The sequence below is a fragment of the Bacillus sp. AFS041924 genome (assembly GCF_002577195.1).
Lineage (GTDB): Bacteria > Bacillota > Bacilli > Bacillales > Bacillaceae_G > Gottfriedia.
Map to the genome: position 1 here is coordinate 1 of NZ_NULG01000104.1, position 14455 is coordinate 14455.

Consider the following 14455-nt stretch of genomic DNA (forward strand, 5'->3'; position numbering starts at 1 on the left):
ACTTTATAGGGAACAATTCACGTAATCCAACTGCTTTTTTATATTTTTACTTCTTTTTATATGAATGAGTTCCATTAACATTTTTTTGCGCATTGCTAGAGAAAATAATAATAAAGTTATACCTATTCTTTATCTAGGAAATTTTTTAATGGCTTTTGAAGTACGTCCACAATGGCTGTTATGATACTTGTTGCTAAAATACCTATCAGACTTATCGATATAGGACCTGCTGCATCATCTCCTGTTATTTTAGAAATCACCTTTAAGCTTATTATCATTAACACAATGAAGAAAATGGCAGTAAAAGCACATTTTTTTATAACCTTTAAAGATTTAAGAGATAACTCCGAGAAAGCGTTGTTCTTTTCGATATAGGTTAATAGTTTATATACTTGATACAACGTAAAAGAAAATGTAATACAGATACCATAAGCACATACTAAAAGGGGATATAGCGAGTAATCCCCTCCTGGATGTGCTTTTATATCTTTAATGGTTAATACAGGCATCCAATAAAAACACAAAGTAAACACTGCAATTCCAACCAGAAAAATAATGACCTTCAAGAAAGTGGCAGAACCTCGTTTAACATTCATTTAAAACACCTCTCTTATAATGATAATACGACTTTAACGAATTATTTATTGTTTTACAATAAATATATATCTTTTTTTATTATATTATTATTGTTATTGAATATCTTTTAATTTTAAACCAAAATAAAAAGCATTTCTTATTACAAGGAAATGCTTTTACTTGAAATCATACTATCATCCAATCAAATACCTGGTATCGGAAAAAAAATCGCGGCAACGATTATCTCTGAAATTGGTGAAATTGATCGGTTTGATAATCCTAATAAACTTGTGGCTTTTACTGGTGTTGACCCGAGTGTCTTTGAATCTGGTAAATTCACAGCCAGTAGAATCCGAATTACAAAACGTGGTTCGAGTCGATTGAGACATGCGCTATTCATGGCTGTTCGGTGTGCAATACGTGAAAATCGTAAAAGTAAGACAACCTGCGAAATCATCCCAAGAAATAAACGAATGCGACAATTTTACGATAAAAAGCGCGAAGAAGGAAAACCATTTAGAGTAACAGGTATTGCTTGTGTAGACAAACTATTACATTGGATTTATGCCCTGTTAAAAAGCAAAACCACTTTCCAAGTTCTAGCTTAAAATCTGAACCAACTTCGATTTATCATAATTTTCCAATTTTGAATAAGTGGAGGATTATTTGGCATGTCAAAAATAGTATAACATGAGTCACAAAATTTTTTATTAAAAATTATTAACAAACTATTAGCTGGTTGAATAAGGAAAGGACCATCTAAATTAGTCACAAAAAATTCACATATAATTGTGAAAAACTTCACAAATTAAGCTATTTTCGATATATAATCAATTTGTATTCGTTTACAAATACACCAAGATAAGAGTAAAAAACAGCATTACTCATACTAGGAGGAATAACGATGCTTACTATTATTTTTACTGAAATCAAAAAAATGTGGTTTTACCTTTCATGTACATATGAAAGGTTAGAGGAGATTGATCGCCTTGAATCCAAGCACACTCGAGTGCGTTTTGATAAAGAAATTTATGAAATCATCCGTGTCCAATAATACCGGGTGAAAATTTATATTAGGAGTGCAACTATGAATGATTTAAAAATATAACTATTCGTTTAGAAAGAAATATTCAAGAGCATTATGAAAATAACAAATCTAATTATATATAAACTTCAAAAGTCTAACCCAAACGGTTAGGCTTTTTTCTACTTGTTTAAATATCCTGCCACTTTATTGAATAAAAAATCGACTAAATAGCGGCCTTGTTGTTCAACTAAAGCACTGCTTTAGTTGATTAAGAAATTCATTTAATCCGAAAATTCTTTGATCAAAACTTCTAATTCTTGAGCATCAAAAAAGTTCCCATCACTTAAAAACTTTTCGATTTCTATCGTACCATCAATCATAAATTCTATTTCCCAACGTTGTCCAGGTACTACTACTTCTACCATAATACTTTCATCTCTTGTTTTATTTAGTTGATAATAAATGCTCTTTGATTCTAATTCATTTAGGAACTCTATGAGCTCTTTAATTGTTTTCAAACAGTTTTTCACTTCCTTTTATTATAGAAATGCATCATTTAGTTTATTTGATATAAGTCTCTTATTCTCAACCATGTTCCAAACCAAAATGTTTTGGATTTCAACGGTTTTTCTAATTTTATGTTTCCATCATTTTTTTGGATAAATACTGTTTCATCTTCGACTTTAATTTTATCTCTAAAACTAAATACAATGTCATAACATTCTTTTTTATATTGACCTTCTCTTTCATCTGACCATTCTGCTTTTTCAATAGAAAATCTTCTTTTAATACTTTTCAACCTCCTATAATGCTTGTTCAACTACCATGGGAGTACGATATAAACTTCCATTCACTGTTGTGAATCTGAGGATTCATGGATGGCTAACGCATGAGTTGTTTAGTGAGGTTTCATTTTTTTTGTTTTGCATTAACATATCTGAAAATTAAAGCTACCCCCAGTCCAAAAGTTACACTTATTAATGAGATATAATTATTGTTTATTTTTCCTTCAAGAAAAGTAGAGAGCATTGAACTAACAAGAGCAACTAATGCTATTAAAAAAATAACGGATTTTTTCATTTTTCCATCCTCCTCATTTAATATATTTCTCCAAATAATATTCGAATCCCTATGTTTTTTGCATAAAAAACGACAATTTAATTTAACATATCCTATCTAATTGCTAACTTCCCTAGTAATTACCTTAATTATCCCTGATATTTCAAATCCGTTCTTTCCAGAATTGGTTATTGCAATTGAAGAAGTTGTTAAGTTAAGAGGGTTTGGCCTAATACTAGTTAATTCGAATAATGAGGATCTAAAATACCCTAAGTTTTGGAGTTTCAAAGCAAATATATCGATGTTTTTGTGTTGGCGTCAATTGAATTTAATGAAGAAATTCTAAAAAGCTTACAGAATTTAAAAATCCCATTTGTTAGAGTAGGCCATGCTGTCGATACACAAACAGCTAATTCAGTAGACGTGTTACATTAAAGAATAAAAGATTGGTGATCGAATACTCTCTTTACACTAATTTAGGTACTAGGTCACGATAAAATCTAGTATCCAACTCACTTTTGAATTTTCAGATATTTATGTAATATTGAATAAAATTAAATAAAAAGGTGATAAATATATGTGCAAAAATAATAAACCAATCATAACGATGAATAAATATTATGTAAAACCAGGTGATGAAATCGAATTTATGGCAAAAGAGGACAAACTTAACGAAATCAAGCAAAGTTTAGTAAAAGGAATCGTAACAAAAGTTCTTTCAAACTCTGTGATTGTAGATATGAGAAAAGATCGAAACCATCGAAATTATTACGAACATGATCACACTGTAATTAGCCATAAAAAGTATAAAATCTTAGCAAATTTATCAAAAAGATAAGCAAAAATAATTTCCTAGAAAATAGCCTTAACCCAATTTATGAGGGATAAGGCTATTTTGATTTTAGGTATTTATGCACTTAATGAATTGTTATATTAGTTAAAATTAAATATGAAAAACTACCTAAGTAACTTATTATTTATTCTTTATTTTCTTTTTCATATTTTCTTTTTAAAACAGACCTCTTAATATTACATGAAAGTCCTTTATAGCTAGTTTTATAAATCTATTCTGCTTCTGAGCTTTTTAAATGATCATCATTTTGATATTAATAGATAAAAAGAATTTATAATGCCGAAAATGGTTACAAAACAACAGGGTATGTAATAATTTTCATATCTCTGTAACAATAACTGCCAATTTTTAACAAACTCAGACTTTAGACCGTTTTGCTCATTCATTTGTTTTGTTAAAATAGAATTAGAAATTTAGAAAATATTGGAAATAAGGAGGACGAAATGAAAAAGGCAATTGTACAAATTAAGAACTTATCAAAGGAAATTAAAGGTAAGAAGATTGTTTCTGATTTAAGCTTTGATATTTTTGAGGGCGAAGTTTTTGGATTTTTAGGTCCAAATGGAGCTGGTAAGACAACGACAATCAGGATGATGGTTGGTTTGATGGGGATTACTGAAGGTGACGTTGTAATTGATGGGCATAGTATTAAGTCCAACTTTGAGGGTGCAATTAAGAATGTAGGAGCAATTGTAGAGAATCCAGAATTGTATAAATTTCTAAGTGGTTATGATAATTTACTGCAATATGCTCGAATGGATAAAAACGTAACAAAAGAGAAGATTGATGAAATTGTTGAGCTTGTAGGATTAACTGGGGCTATACGCCAAAAGGTTAAAACGTATTCACTAGGTATGAGACAGCGTCTTGGTCTTGCTCAATGTTTATTGCATGATCCGAAAGTTTTAATTCTCGATGAACCAACTAATGGGCTTGATCCAGCGGGAATTCGTGAAATGAGAGATCACCTACAGCTACTTACGAAGAAAAAAGGAATGGCTATCATCGTTTCGAGTCACTTATTATCAGAAATGGAAATGATGTGTGATCGAATTGGGATCATTCAACAAGGTAAGCTAGTAGATGTACAAACTGTTACAGAGCTTACAAGTGAAGAGGTACAAACGTATTCAATTGAAGTGAATAATAATGAAGCGGCACTTAAAGTGTTATCTACACATAATGCTCAGTTAATTGATGAAGAAATACATATTGAATTAACAAGGGAAGATGTACCGAATGTCATTGAGCTATTAGTAGAAAATCGCATTCGCGTATATGGATTTAAGGCAAATGCAAAAACATTGGAAGATCGTTTCTTAGAAATTACGAATGTTTAACTAATCTTTAGAAGTCTCATAAGCTAGTTGATTTTGAGAAATTCAAAAAGAAAGGAACTTAAATCATGTTAAAATTGATTCAAAATGAATGGATAAAGATTATTAAAAGACCAGGTACAATCGTGATGGTTGCACTTATTATTTTACTCGTGGGAGCTACAGGTACATTTGTAAAATATAATGAAAATAAAAAAGAGCAAAATATAGATCAGAATTGGAAGCAATCACTTCAAGTAGAAACAGCGGAATATAAAAAGGAATTAAAAGGTTTAAAGGATAAAAATGATATACAAAGACCGTTTTTAGAACGTTCAATTGCAATTAATGAGTACAGAATTGAACATAATATCTCACCAAATGAAAAAACGAATGTCTGGACTTTTATGGATGTTTCATCTAGTTTAATTATATTAGTTGGACTATTTACGATTATCGTTTCTGCAAATATTGTTTCGAGTGAATTCAATTGGGGAACGATTAAGTTATTATTAATTCGTCCATTTTCTAGAAAAAAAATAATTATGTCAAAATACATAACTAGTATTCTATTTGGTTTCGCACTTTTATTTACATTATTCGTTTTTTCGAATCTACTAGGTCTAGCACTATTTGGTACAGGTAGTGGAAACACTTCATACTTAGCATATGTTGATGGCCATGTTGAAGAGCAAAGCAGACTTCTTTATTCTGCAAAGCTTTACGTTATGAGTTTCATCCAAACGTTTATGCTTGCTTCGATGGCATTTATGGTTTCAACAGTTTTTAGAAACAATACAATTGCGATTGGTGTTTCGATTCTACTATTAACAGTTGGAAGTACGGTAACAGCTATTTTGGCTAATTTCTTTGACTGGACAAAATTTATCTTATTTGCCAACACAGATTTAATGCAGTATGTAAATGGAACTCCTCTAGTTGAAGGAATGACGATGACATTTTCGATCATTGTTTTAATCGTTTATTTTGTGATTTTCCTTGGATTATCAGTGGTTGTGTTTTCGAAGCGTGACGTAGCAGCATAAGTTATGCAAAGTACGCTTTCATTCATAAACAGATCTCTAAAAAGCCTTATTCTCAATGCAGAATAAGGCTTTTTTTATAGTATATAAAAATAATTTTTTTGTTCGTTTCTTTAGAATGATCCGTAATAGTATTAGTTGGTAAAAATTGAGAATTAGTATAAACTATACTACTTATTTTATGCGAAAAAAAGTTAACAAAACAAATAAATATTATGTTAAGATAATAAAAAGAAATAGTTTAGGTTGCGAATTTTATAAACGTTTTCTTTTTCTTTCTTATATAAAATCATTTATTAATTTTAAAAAGAAAGTCTTCTAAATATACACAGATAAAGGTAGGTGGGAGATGCTTATAAAAAACATATTTATTACTTATATGATCATTATTAGTTTCTTCTATCTGACATCTTCCATCTTGTGGGGAAAAATCAGCAATAGAATTGCAGTTAACTTGAAATCACAAGAAATCATTATTGGGATTATATTAAGCATACTTACGGTCATTCTTCTATATTTTCCAATAGTCACTGATAGTGGAGCTAATGTTCAAATAAAAATTCTTACTACAGTAATTGCAGCTGTTTTTTTTAGTAGTACAACCTTAATTACGATTAGTTTATGTAACGTTGTATGGTTTTATTTTATTATTGGCTTTAATAGTACGTTCTTAGTAGATTTTGCCTCGATTTTGTTTATTTTAGCAATAGGTTTTTGGATGATTCAAAAAAAATTGAATGAAAAAAAACGAATAGTAATACTGATTCCTTTGGCCGTTATTTTTAAAATATATGGATATTATGTACTTGATAAATGGATTTATCCTTCACACGGCGGTTTAATTGAAACCGAAATATTAATTCATACGATTATGTATTGGATATTAATTTTTATTCCAGCTTTATTATTAAGTTTTCAAATCGCTAATCAGACTAGGAATATTCAATCAAAATTAAAGAAATTGGAAAATATAGCGAATATCGATGGACTAACTGGTTTATATAATAGAAGATATTTTGATAAATATTTAATGCAGATTTCCTCTGAATCAATTCGTAGTTCAAAATCAATGTCATTATTAATGATTGATGTAGATTATTTTAAAAACTACAATGATTTTTATGGACATCCTCAAGGCGATGAATGCTTAAAAAAAATATCAATTATTTTACAGTCAGAAGTAAATAGTTCAGGGGTCTGTGCACGTTATGGTGGAGAAGAGTTTACGATTCTGTTACCAAATTCTACTCTTTTAGATTCAATAAATTTAGCAAATCGAATCATTAACAGTGTAAGAAAACTTGGCATTGAACATGCTCATTCCGATAAAAAAATTGTCACACTTAGTATTGGTGTCGCAGCTCAGATTGCTTCAACCGACGAAGATTATTACACCTTAATCAAGGAAGCTGATTTGGCTTTATATAAATCTAAGCACAATGGAAGAGACCAAGTGAGCTATTAAAAAACCATCTAAATCCTAATCATTTAGATGGTTTTTATTGTGCATTAAAACATTAAATCCATAAATGCTTCTTCTTTTAGTTGGGTTAAAATTTCAGTCGCTTTATCAAACTCAGATTTTTCTACACAATCAACAAGTGAATTATATAATGACAATGTATGAGGAATTTTATTTTTTCTTATGTTAAATACATTAGAAGAAGTAGCTTCTTCAGTAAATCTATTCCACAGATGATCAAGCATTTCGATGATGAGATTGTTTTGTGTAGTTTGTAAAAATGTTTTATAGAAATCAGTCAAAGCTCGATGATAATTGTAGGCGTCGTCTTGCATGTACGCTTTTTCCATTGAAGAGTTCATTTCTCTAAGTTGTTTTACATTAAATGGAGTATGCTTTCTCATGGATTTCTCCACACAAAATACAGCAAAGCACCATTGAATTTCAATCATATTAATTACTTCGTGCAATGTAAAATGTGTATATGTAACCGTCGTACCATGGAAGTTATTATGTGATAAGAAACCCTCAGATACAAGTCTTCCAAGCGCTCTTCTTATCGGTGTTCTGCTCATTTGTAATTCAAATACAAGTGCAGTTTCCTTCAAATGCATACCGGTTTGATACTCACCAGATAGGATTAAACTTTTTAATTTTTCATATGCAATTTGTTCTAATGTCTTCTCTTTTGCCATTTTATTCTCCTGCAAATAATATAATAGCCTTTTTATCAAATGGGTCGACTAACAGAATTCATTTATTAGTATAGTTTAAAAGTTAAATTGTTAAGCTTCAAAAGAAAATATTTATATTAAGATTAAGGTGGATATGATCGATTAATCAACTTATGAGTTACTGTGAAGCATAAAAAATGCATTACGGTAACTTTTTTTCATCTGGATTGTTGGTGCTAATTTTTTCCATTAAATTGAATAATTTGCAACCTCCTATCTAATCCTAAAATAAAAGTTAAATAGGGGAATAGTATGCGAACTAATTATGAAAGTACGAAGCAACGATCCGCCAATATTAGTTGGGTGGAAGAATTATCGAAATCAAATGATTTCATTTCATTTAAAACTTCTAGTGATGTAGAGAATCAAAGTTTATATAGTATTTATTTTTTCCGAACATTAATTAGATCTGAAATTATGCATGATCAAGTACTTCCGTATTTGACAAAAAATCTAACACTAGAAGAATTAATGTCACAGCTTCCTGTACAACAACTTACGATTACTTCGGATCGTTCCAAAATTATTAGTCAACTACTACAAGGTTATACGGCCATTCAATATGGTGATAATAAAACGGATTGTTTACTTGTAAATATTGCTAATAATGTTTCAAGAACAATTGGTCCTCCGATTATGGAATCGACTACTTTAGGTCCACAAGTTGGATTTGTAGAAGATATGGATGTAAATATAAATTTAATACGAAAAAAATTGCCACTTACTGATCTTCATGTGAAGGAAATGGTAGTGGGGGAGTTATCAAAGACAAATATTGCTGTTATTTTTTTAAAAGGATTTGCTGATGAGGACAATGTAAATACCATAACTCAACGGATTAACGATATCCAGTATGATCATATTCCAGATAGCTCTTTTGTTTCGAATATGATTGCGGATAACACTCATTCAATCTTTCCACAAACGATTCCGACTGAACGAATCGATCGTACAGTTGCAGGTTTAGTGGAAGGCAAAATTGTGGTTGTAGTAGATGGTTCTCCAAATGTACTTCTTGCGCCTGCTTTAATTGACGAAACATTTATTGCAATGGAAGATTATTATGTCAATTGGGTACTTGCTACATTTTTTCGTTTTCTTAGAATGTTCGGTTTTGCGCTTTCAATTTTCATAACGCCATTTTATGTTGCAATTTTGAGCTATCACTATGAGCTGATTCCACCACGTTTACTTGAATCATTAGTAACATCTAGATCATCTGTACCATTTCCCCCAATTATTGAGGTTTTATTTCTAGAAATTACGATCGAATTAGTTAAGGAAGCAGGTCTTCGTCTTCCTTCCAAAATTGGTCAAACACTTGGTATTGTCGGCGGTATTGTAATTGGTCAAGCCGTTGTTGAGGCTAAACTAACGAGTAATATTCTGCTAATTCTTGTCGGATTAGGTACGCTTGCTTCCTACACATCTGCAATTTATAAGTTTAATAATACAATCCGATTTATAAAGTTTCCTGTTGTATTAATGGCTCAGTTTATTGGATTATTGGGTATTTTTATGGGGTTAATCTTTTTAATGACTCATTTACTTCGATTAACATCATTGGGAAGACCGTATATTGGCTCATACCCGTTTAGGAAAACGACAATTAATGATTTGTGGATCAGATTACCATTTGCAATGCAGAAAAAAAGACCGACAAATTTAAGGCCAGTTAAATTATTTCGGTCAACAGACGATATAAAACGTCCTGGTCCACCAAGTGATTTTGATGAATAAAAAAGGGGAGAGTTAAAAATGGCTACATATAGAAGACAACAAGTTTCTCCTTATCTCCTGTTTTTTATAATTACAAGTTCTCAAATAGGAGTAGGCGTTTTAGGCTTTCAACGAATTATCGCTAAAAATGCGGGCTATGATGCATGGATTAGTGTAATAATTGCAGGTATTTTTATACACTTAATTGTATGGTTTATGTACAAATTGTTAACGAATGCGCAAGGGGATATCATTGATGCCCATAAGCAATTATTTGGAAAAATCATAGGTGCAACCTTTAGTTTAATCATTCTTGTCTATTATTTAATTGCAGCTATTTCTGTATTAAGATTATATATTGAAATTGTTCAAGTTTGGATGTTTCCAACACTACAAACGTGGTTGTTAGCTATAATCATTTTATTGCTATGCTATTACATTATTTCCGGTGGGTTTAGAGTAGTAGTAGGGATTGCTTTTTTATCTGGGATTTCTACAGCACTTCTTTATACTTTGCTATTTCATTTGCCACATAAATATATTCATATGGATAATGTTTTACCTATTTTTGATCATTCTTTTAAAGATTTATTAATGTCTGCAAAACAGACAATCTATACGATGGCAGGATTTGAAATTTTACTAATGGTCTTCCCATTTATTCGAAATGGAAATTCTTCTCAAAAATTTGCACAATGGGGCGTTGCTTTTTCAACTTTAATTTTTACTTTATCAGCTTTTACAACATTTTTGCTTTTAAGCGAAAAACAAATTGAACATGTCATTTGGTCAAGAATCTATATTGCTAAGTTAATTCAATTTCCATTTCTAGAAAGATTTGAATATATTTTAATTTCTAGTTTCATCATAAAGGTTATCTCAATTTTAACTTTACTATTATGGAGTACTAGCAGAGGACTTAAATTAATTTTTAAATGGAAACAAAAATATACATTAATATTAATTAGTCTGATTAGTCTGTTCGTCTGTCAATTACTTAAAACTCGCTATGAAATAAATATCTTTGCAGACTATACAAGTAGAATTTCCCTTTACATTTTCTATATTTATATACCGCTATTGTCAATCATTTTTATGTTTAAAAAGTCAGGGAAAGCGACATGAAAAAAATACTGCTAATTTTGATGATTTGTTTAGCCACTTTAATAAATGGGTGCGCACTAGTTCCAGCTACTGATGTAAATGAACTAAATCTTATTGAAGGGGCTGGATTCGACTTAATAAAACAAAACCAGCTTAAAGGAACAGCTTTTTTTCCTAAGTTTCGATCAGCTGGTCCTACTCAGTTTCAAGCAGTATCTGCAAATGGAGAAACAATTAAAAAAGTAAGAGAACGAATAGATAGACAAGTTCGATATCGTTTAATATCAGGACAGCTTCGTTTTGTTGGTTTCAATTTAGATTTAGCCAAAAAAGGAATCTATCCGATTATTGATACATTCAATCGTGACCCAGCAGTAGGGAATTTAATACAAATCGCGGTAGTCGACGGTGAAACTGCTGATTTGTTTGCTTTAAAACAGTATAAAAATGAGAATTTGGCGCTATATCTCTACGATCTACTAATACATAATTCAGAGACGGGACCATTGCCTTTTACTGATTTTGCAACGTTTGTCTATCAGTATTTTGAAGAAGGAAAGGATCCGTATTTACCCGTTCTAAAAATAGTTAATGACGAGATTAAAATAACTGGTATAGCACTATTTAAAGCTGACAAACTCATCACAATTATTCCTTGGAAATATGTGTTCATGATGAAAAGTCTGATTGAAGGTTATAAACAAGGATTACATCAGTTCAAACTGGATGGACAATATGTAGCAATTGATAATATAAATTCCAAAAGTGAATTCGATATAAAAATCAAAAAAGGGATTCCCGAATTTACAGTTAGATTGAAGATGAACGCCAGGATTCAAGAATATACTGGCAATAATCCAATTATGTTTCCAAAACATATTAAAGATTTAAATACAAAAATATCAAAGGAACTTGAAAAAAATGGTCAAGAGCTCCTAGCGCTTCTTCAGAAAAATAATCTAGATCCAATTGGATTAGGTTCAAAGTTAGAAGCACATCAAAGAGGTTTTGATGCGAAAAAATGGGAAAAACAGTATCCGAAAGCAAAAATAAAATTAAAGGTTGATTTAGACATACTTCATACTGGTATTGTTGAGTAATCTGGAAAAGGGTAGTGTCTAAGAGAAGGAAATAATCATTAGTAAAAAAACTAGTAAACATTTTGTTTTGCTAGTTTTTTGTTTATATAAAAATTCTTTAATGATAAATAAGAAGTTAGAATAATAATGTTAAAATAGGAAACATATTACATATTTAGAGGAGAGAAGTTCATATGAAACAGCAAAGCTTTGATAACTACGTCCGATATCATCCGCTTTTTCACTTTTTCGGAGCACCATTAGCTTTAATCACAATTATTGGTTCAATCGTTAACCTATGTTTTGCGATTAAAAACAGCGATCACGTTTGGCTAGCAATCTTTATTTTAGTCACTTCACTGTTATTAGTTATTTCGTTTTTCCTAACACGATTTTATTCCAATAAAGTACAAGATAGAGTGATTCGCATGGAAGAAAATTTCCGTCACTTTACATTAACAGGAAAACCACTAAATCCTAATACAACAATGGGGCAGATCATCGCATTACGATTTGCAAGTGATGAGGAATTTGTAGAGTTAAGTGAAAGAGCGGTAAATGAAGGAATGTCTTCAAAAGAGATAAAACAGAATATTAAAAATTGGCGTGCGGATGAGTATCGCGTTTAAGTGAGTTTGAAGGACTAACTTATGATAGTCCCTTTTTTTAATTCCAAATATCCGTCCCAAAAATAAAATGTACCCTAAAGAGAAGACTCTTTAGGGTACGTTTTACTTATTTAAATCGTTTATAGCCTAAGAAATGTTGGTTCCAATATGAGTTGTTAATTTTAGAAATAGTTACTCCTGAACTGCTACTTGCATGGATAAACTCATTGCTATTAATAACGATCCCCATATGAGACGGCCCATAAGTATATGTATCTTTAAAAACGATTAAATCTCCAGGTTGAACATTATTTACGGTTTGTAAATTAGAGTTATTATACCAATAACCCGCAACGTTGGTTCGAGGAAGTGACACTCCAAATTTTTTGAATACATATGAAATATATCCACTACAGTCAAATCCAGATGGAGTTGCTCCACCCCAAACATAAGGTACATCTAAAAACTTTTTTGAATAGGTGATTAAATCTTGTACATCAAAAGTTTGAGTGTTATTTGATTGGGAGCTATTTGTTTGAGAGTTTTTTGAATCTGTATCTTTTGCAACATAAGAAGCACTAATATAACCCGTTAACCCATTATATTTTACTTTGTACCAGCCATTTGTGCTTGAGATTACATTTAGTTTTTGGTTTTTATTAATAACACCTAAAATATGATAAGAAGTTCCAGCTCCAGATCTTAAGTTGACGTTACCAGTAGTAATGTAGTTACCCGAAGTTACTTCTTGATTAGTATTATTACTACTATTACTATTTGATTCAGTTCCTTTTCCAACATAAGTTGCGCTAATATAACCTGTTACCCCATTAAATTTTATCTTATACCAACCATTGGCGCTTGAGATTACATTAAGTTTTTGGTTTTTATTAACACTTCCTAAAATCTGATAAGAAGTTCCAGCCCCAGATCGAATGCGAACACCATTACCAGTAGAAACATAATTACCCGAACTAACCACTTGAGTTGTATTACTATTCGATTCGGTTAATTTTCCAACATAAGATGCACTAATATACCCTGTAGCCCCATTAAATTTTACTTTATACCAACCATTGGCGCTTGAAATTACATCTAGTTTTTGATTTTTATTAACACTACCTAAAATCTTATAAGAAGTTCCGGCTCCAGATCGAATGCGGACACCGTTACCAATTGAAATATATGTATTTGAAATTTTGCTAGTTTGCAATGGTTTTTTAGTATCAATAGAAGTTGTAGCTTCAATCGTATTTGGAGCTTGAATAGCTACAAATGTTGATGCAAGTCCTACTAATGCCATTGAGTTTATTGTTCTCTTTTTTTTGCGTCCTCCTTTCGAATTTAACTTAATTAATGTGTACGTTGACTTCGACTTCATTACTAAACCTTCCCTCTTACCAATACCTGAAATATAACATAGAAAAAACCCCTTACCTCATTCGTTAAGTAAAGGCAAATCTTAGATATAAATGAATTGGGTAATTAAATTATAAAGAATGTGAAATCACATTAAGTTTAAATTCTAACATAATTACCTATGTGACTTCACTCATTAAGGGTGAAATTATCAAAATTAAATAAGTTCACAATTTTGTGAAAATAAGAGATTCAAATTGTAGGAAACAGATTATTGCTTAAAATTAGGTCTAAATTTATAGGAATTTATTGGAAGGAGAGCTTTGTTGTTAAAGAGGGGGAATCCCGGCGCAGTTATGCTTTTGTAGTTGAATTTAAGAATCATTTCTGGTGAAAAAATAGTAGATTGCTATTCATTTTTTAACAGATTTGATCAAAATAAAAGCAAGTTTGCTAAATTTCCATTTGAATGTCTCTACTTTTATCCAATTATTAAGCTATAATGCATTTACCGGT

General features: G+C 30.7%; 15 protein-coding genes and 1 pseudogene. 10 read left to right on the top strand and 6 right to left on the bottom strand.

Annotated features, from left to right (window positions below):
• Positions 1-122: 122 nt before the first annotated feature.
• Complete coding sequence (locus COC46_RS17880; protein WP_098811279.1) at positions 123-596, bottom strand: DUF2975 domain-containing protein; 474 nt, start codon at positions 594-596, stop codon at positions 123-125.
• Positions 597-761: 165 nt separating this feature from the next.
• Here COC46_RS17880 and COC46_RS17885 point away from each other — a divergent pair.
• A pseudogene (locus COC46_RS17885) lies at positions 762-1184 on the top strand (transposase); the annotation flags it as partial.
• 296 nt (positions 1185-1480) lie between these two features.
• Positions 1481-1630 (top strand): hypothetical protein, encoded by a 150-nt coding sequence (locus tag COC46_RS22340; protein ID WP_176545209.1) that lies wholly within the window; start codon positions 1481-1483, stop codon positions 1628-1630.
• Between the two features lie 254 nt (positions 1631-1884).
• Here COC46_RS22340 and COC46_RS17890 read toward each other — a convergent pair whose 3' ends face one another.
• The 3 genes from COC46_RS17890 to COC46_RS22345 form a co-directional block, all read right to left on the bottom strand.
• On the bottom strand, positions 1885-2121 hold the full coding sequence (locus tag COC46_RS17890; RefSeq protein WP_218012472.1) for a hypothetical protein: 237 nt from the start codon (positions 2119-2121) through the stop codon (positions 1885-1887).
• A 38-nt stretch (positions 2122-2159) separates the two neighbouring features.
• Positions 2160-2402 (bottom strand): hypothetical protein, encoded by a 243-nt coding sequence (locus COC46_RS17895; protein ID WP_098811280.1) that lies wholly within the window; start codon positions 2400-2402, stop codon positions 2160-2162.
• A gap of 110 nt (positions 2403-2512) precedes the next feature.
• Positions 2513-2683 carry a hypothetical protein gene (locus COC46_RS22345; protein ID WP_176545210.1) on the bottom strand — a complete coding sequence of 57 codons (171 nt, stop codon included), beginning with the start codon at positions 2681-2683 and terminating at the stop codon, positions 2513-2515.
• 556 nt (positions 2684-3239) lie between these two features.
• Between COC46_RS22345 and COC46_RS17900 the strand changes: the two genes are divergently transcribed.
• The 4 genes from COC46_RS17900 to COC46_RS17915 all read left to right on the top strand — a co-directional run bounded on the left by COC46_RS17900 (position 3240) and on the right by COC46_RS17915 (position 7339).
• Positions 3240-3500, top strand: a complete 261-nt coding sequence (locus COC46_RS17900) for a DUF2187 family protein (protein ID WP_098811281.1) — start codon at positions 3240-3242, stop codon at positions 3498-3500.
• Positions 3501-3958: 458 nt separating this feature from the next.
• Positions 3959-4855 (top strand): ABC transporter ATP-binding protein, encoded by an 897-nt coding sequence (locus tag COC46_RS17905; protein ID WP_098811282.1) that lies wholly within the window; start codon positions 3959-3961, stop codon positions 4853-4855.
• Positions 4856-4920: 65 nt separating this feature from the next.
• Positions 4921-5877, top strand: a complete 957-nt coding sequence (locus COC46_RS17910; protein ID WP_098811283.1) for an ABC transporter permease — start codon at positions 4921-4923, stop codon at positions 5875-5877.
• A 346-nt stretch (positions 5878-6223) separates the two neighbouring features.
• Positions 6224-7339 carry a GGDEF domain-containing protein gene (locus COC46_RS17915; RefSeq protein ID WP_098811284.1) on the top strand — a complete coding sequence of 372 codons (1116 nt, stop codon included), beginning with the start codon at positions 6224-6226 and terminating at the stop codon, positions 7337-7339.
• A gap of 44 nt (positions 7340-7383) precedes the next feature.
• On the opposite strand, the gene COC46_RS17920 is transcribed toward COC46_RS17915, so the two are convergent.
• The gene (locus COC46_RS17920) at positions 7384-8031 is read right to left on the bottom strand and encodes a GntR family transcriptional regulator (protein ID WP_098811285.1); all 648 of its coding nucleotides are present in this window, start codon (positions 8029-8031) and stop codon (positions 7384-7386) included.
• 291 nt (positions 8032-8322) lie between these two features.
• On the opposite strand from COC46_RS17920, the gene COC46_RS17925 reads away from it, so the two are divergent.
• The 4 genes from COC46_RS17925 (at position 8323) to COC46_RS17940 (ending at position 12601) form a co-directional block, all read left to right on the top strand.
• Complete coding sequence (locus tag COC46_RS17925) at positions 8323-9810, top strand: spore germination protein (RefSeq protein ID WP_098811286.1); 1488 nt, start codon at positions 8323-8325, stop codon at positions 9808-9810.
• 18 nt (positions 9811-9828) lie between these two features.
• Positions 9829-10914: a GerAB/ArcD/ProY family transporter gene (locus tag COC46_RS17930; protein ID WP_098811287.1), complete on the top strand. Its 1086-nt coding sequence runs from the start codon at positions 9829-9831 to the stop codon at positions 10912-10914.
• On the top strand, positions 10911-11993 hold the full coding sequence (locus tag COC46_RS17935; RefSeq protein WP_098811288.1) for a Ger(x)C family spore germination protein: 1083 nt from the start codon (positions 10911-10913) through the stop codon (positions 11991-11993). The genes COC46_RS17930 and COC46_RS17935 overlap by 4 nt, the downstream gene beginning before the upstream one ends.
• Positions 11994-12166: 173 nt before the next feature.
• Complete coding sequence (locus COC46_RS17940; RefSeq protein WP_098811289.1) at positions 12167-12601, top strand: DUF6526 family protein; 435 nt, start codon at positions 12167-12169, stop codon at positions 12599-12601.
• Between the two features lie 106 nt (positions 12602-12707).
• Here the strand turns inward: COC46_RS17940 and COC46_RS17945 are convergent, their stop codons facing one another.
• Complete coding sequence (locus tag COC46_RS17945; protein ID WP_098811290.1) at positions 12708-13961, bottom strand: C40 family peptidase; 1254 nt, start codon at positions 13959-13961, stop codon at positions 12708-12710.
• Positions 13962-14455: the final 494 nt, after the last annotated feature.

Bases quoted from the DNA above. Each gene is read 5' to 3' on its own strand.
- COC46_RS17880 (WP_098811279.1), bottom strand. From the start codon at position 596: ATGAATGTTAAACGAGGTTCTGCCACTTTCTTGAAGGTCATTATTTTT.
- COC46_RS22340 (WP_176545209.1), top strand. From the start codon at position 1,481: ATGCTTACTATTATTTTTACTGAAATCAAAAAAATGTGGTTTTACCTT.
- COC46_RS22345 (WP_176545210.1), bottom strand. From the start codon at position 2,683: ATGAAAAAATCCGTTATTTTTTTAATAGCATTAGTTGCTCTTGTTAGT.
- COC46_RS17900 (WP_098811281.1), top strand. From the start codon at position 3,240: ATGTGCAAAAATAATAAACCAATCATAACGATGAATAAATATTATGTA.
- COC46_RS17905 (WP_098811282.1), top strand. From the start codon at position 3,959: ATGAAAAAGGCAATTGTACAAATTAAGAACTTATCAAAGGAAATTAAA.
- COC46_RS17910 (WP_098811283.1), top strand. From the start codon at position 4,921: ATGTTAAAATTGATTCAAAATGAATGGATAAAGATTATTAAAAGACCA.
- COC46_RS17915 (WP_098811284.1), top strand. From the start codon at position 6,224: ATGCTTATAAAAAACATATTTATTACTTATATGATCATTATTAGTTTC.
- COC46_RS17920 (WP_098811285.1), bottom strand. From the start codon at position 8,031: ATGGCAAAAGAGAAGACATTAGAACAAATTGCATATGAAAAATTAAAA.
- COC46_RS17925 (WP_098811286.1), top strand. From the start codon at position 8,323: ATGCGAACTAATTATGAAAGTACGAAGCAACGATCCGCCAATATTAGT.
- COC46_RS17930 (WP_098811287.1), top strand. From the start codon at position 9,829: ATGGCTACATATAGAAGACAACAAGTTTCTCCTTATCTCCTGTTTTTT.
- COC46_RS17935 (WP_098811288.1), top strand. From the start codon at position 10,911: ATGAAAAAAATACTGCTAATTTTGATGATTTGTTTAGCCACTTTAATA.
- COC46_RS17940 (WP_098811289.1), top strand. From the start codon at position 12,167: ATGAAACAGCAAAGCTTTGATAACTACGTCCGATATCATCCGCTTTTT.
- COC46_RS17945 (WP_098811290.1), bottom strand. From the start codon at position 13,961: ATGAAGTCGAAGTCAACGTACACATTAATTAAGTTAAATTCGAAAGGA.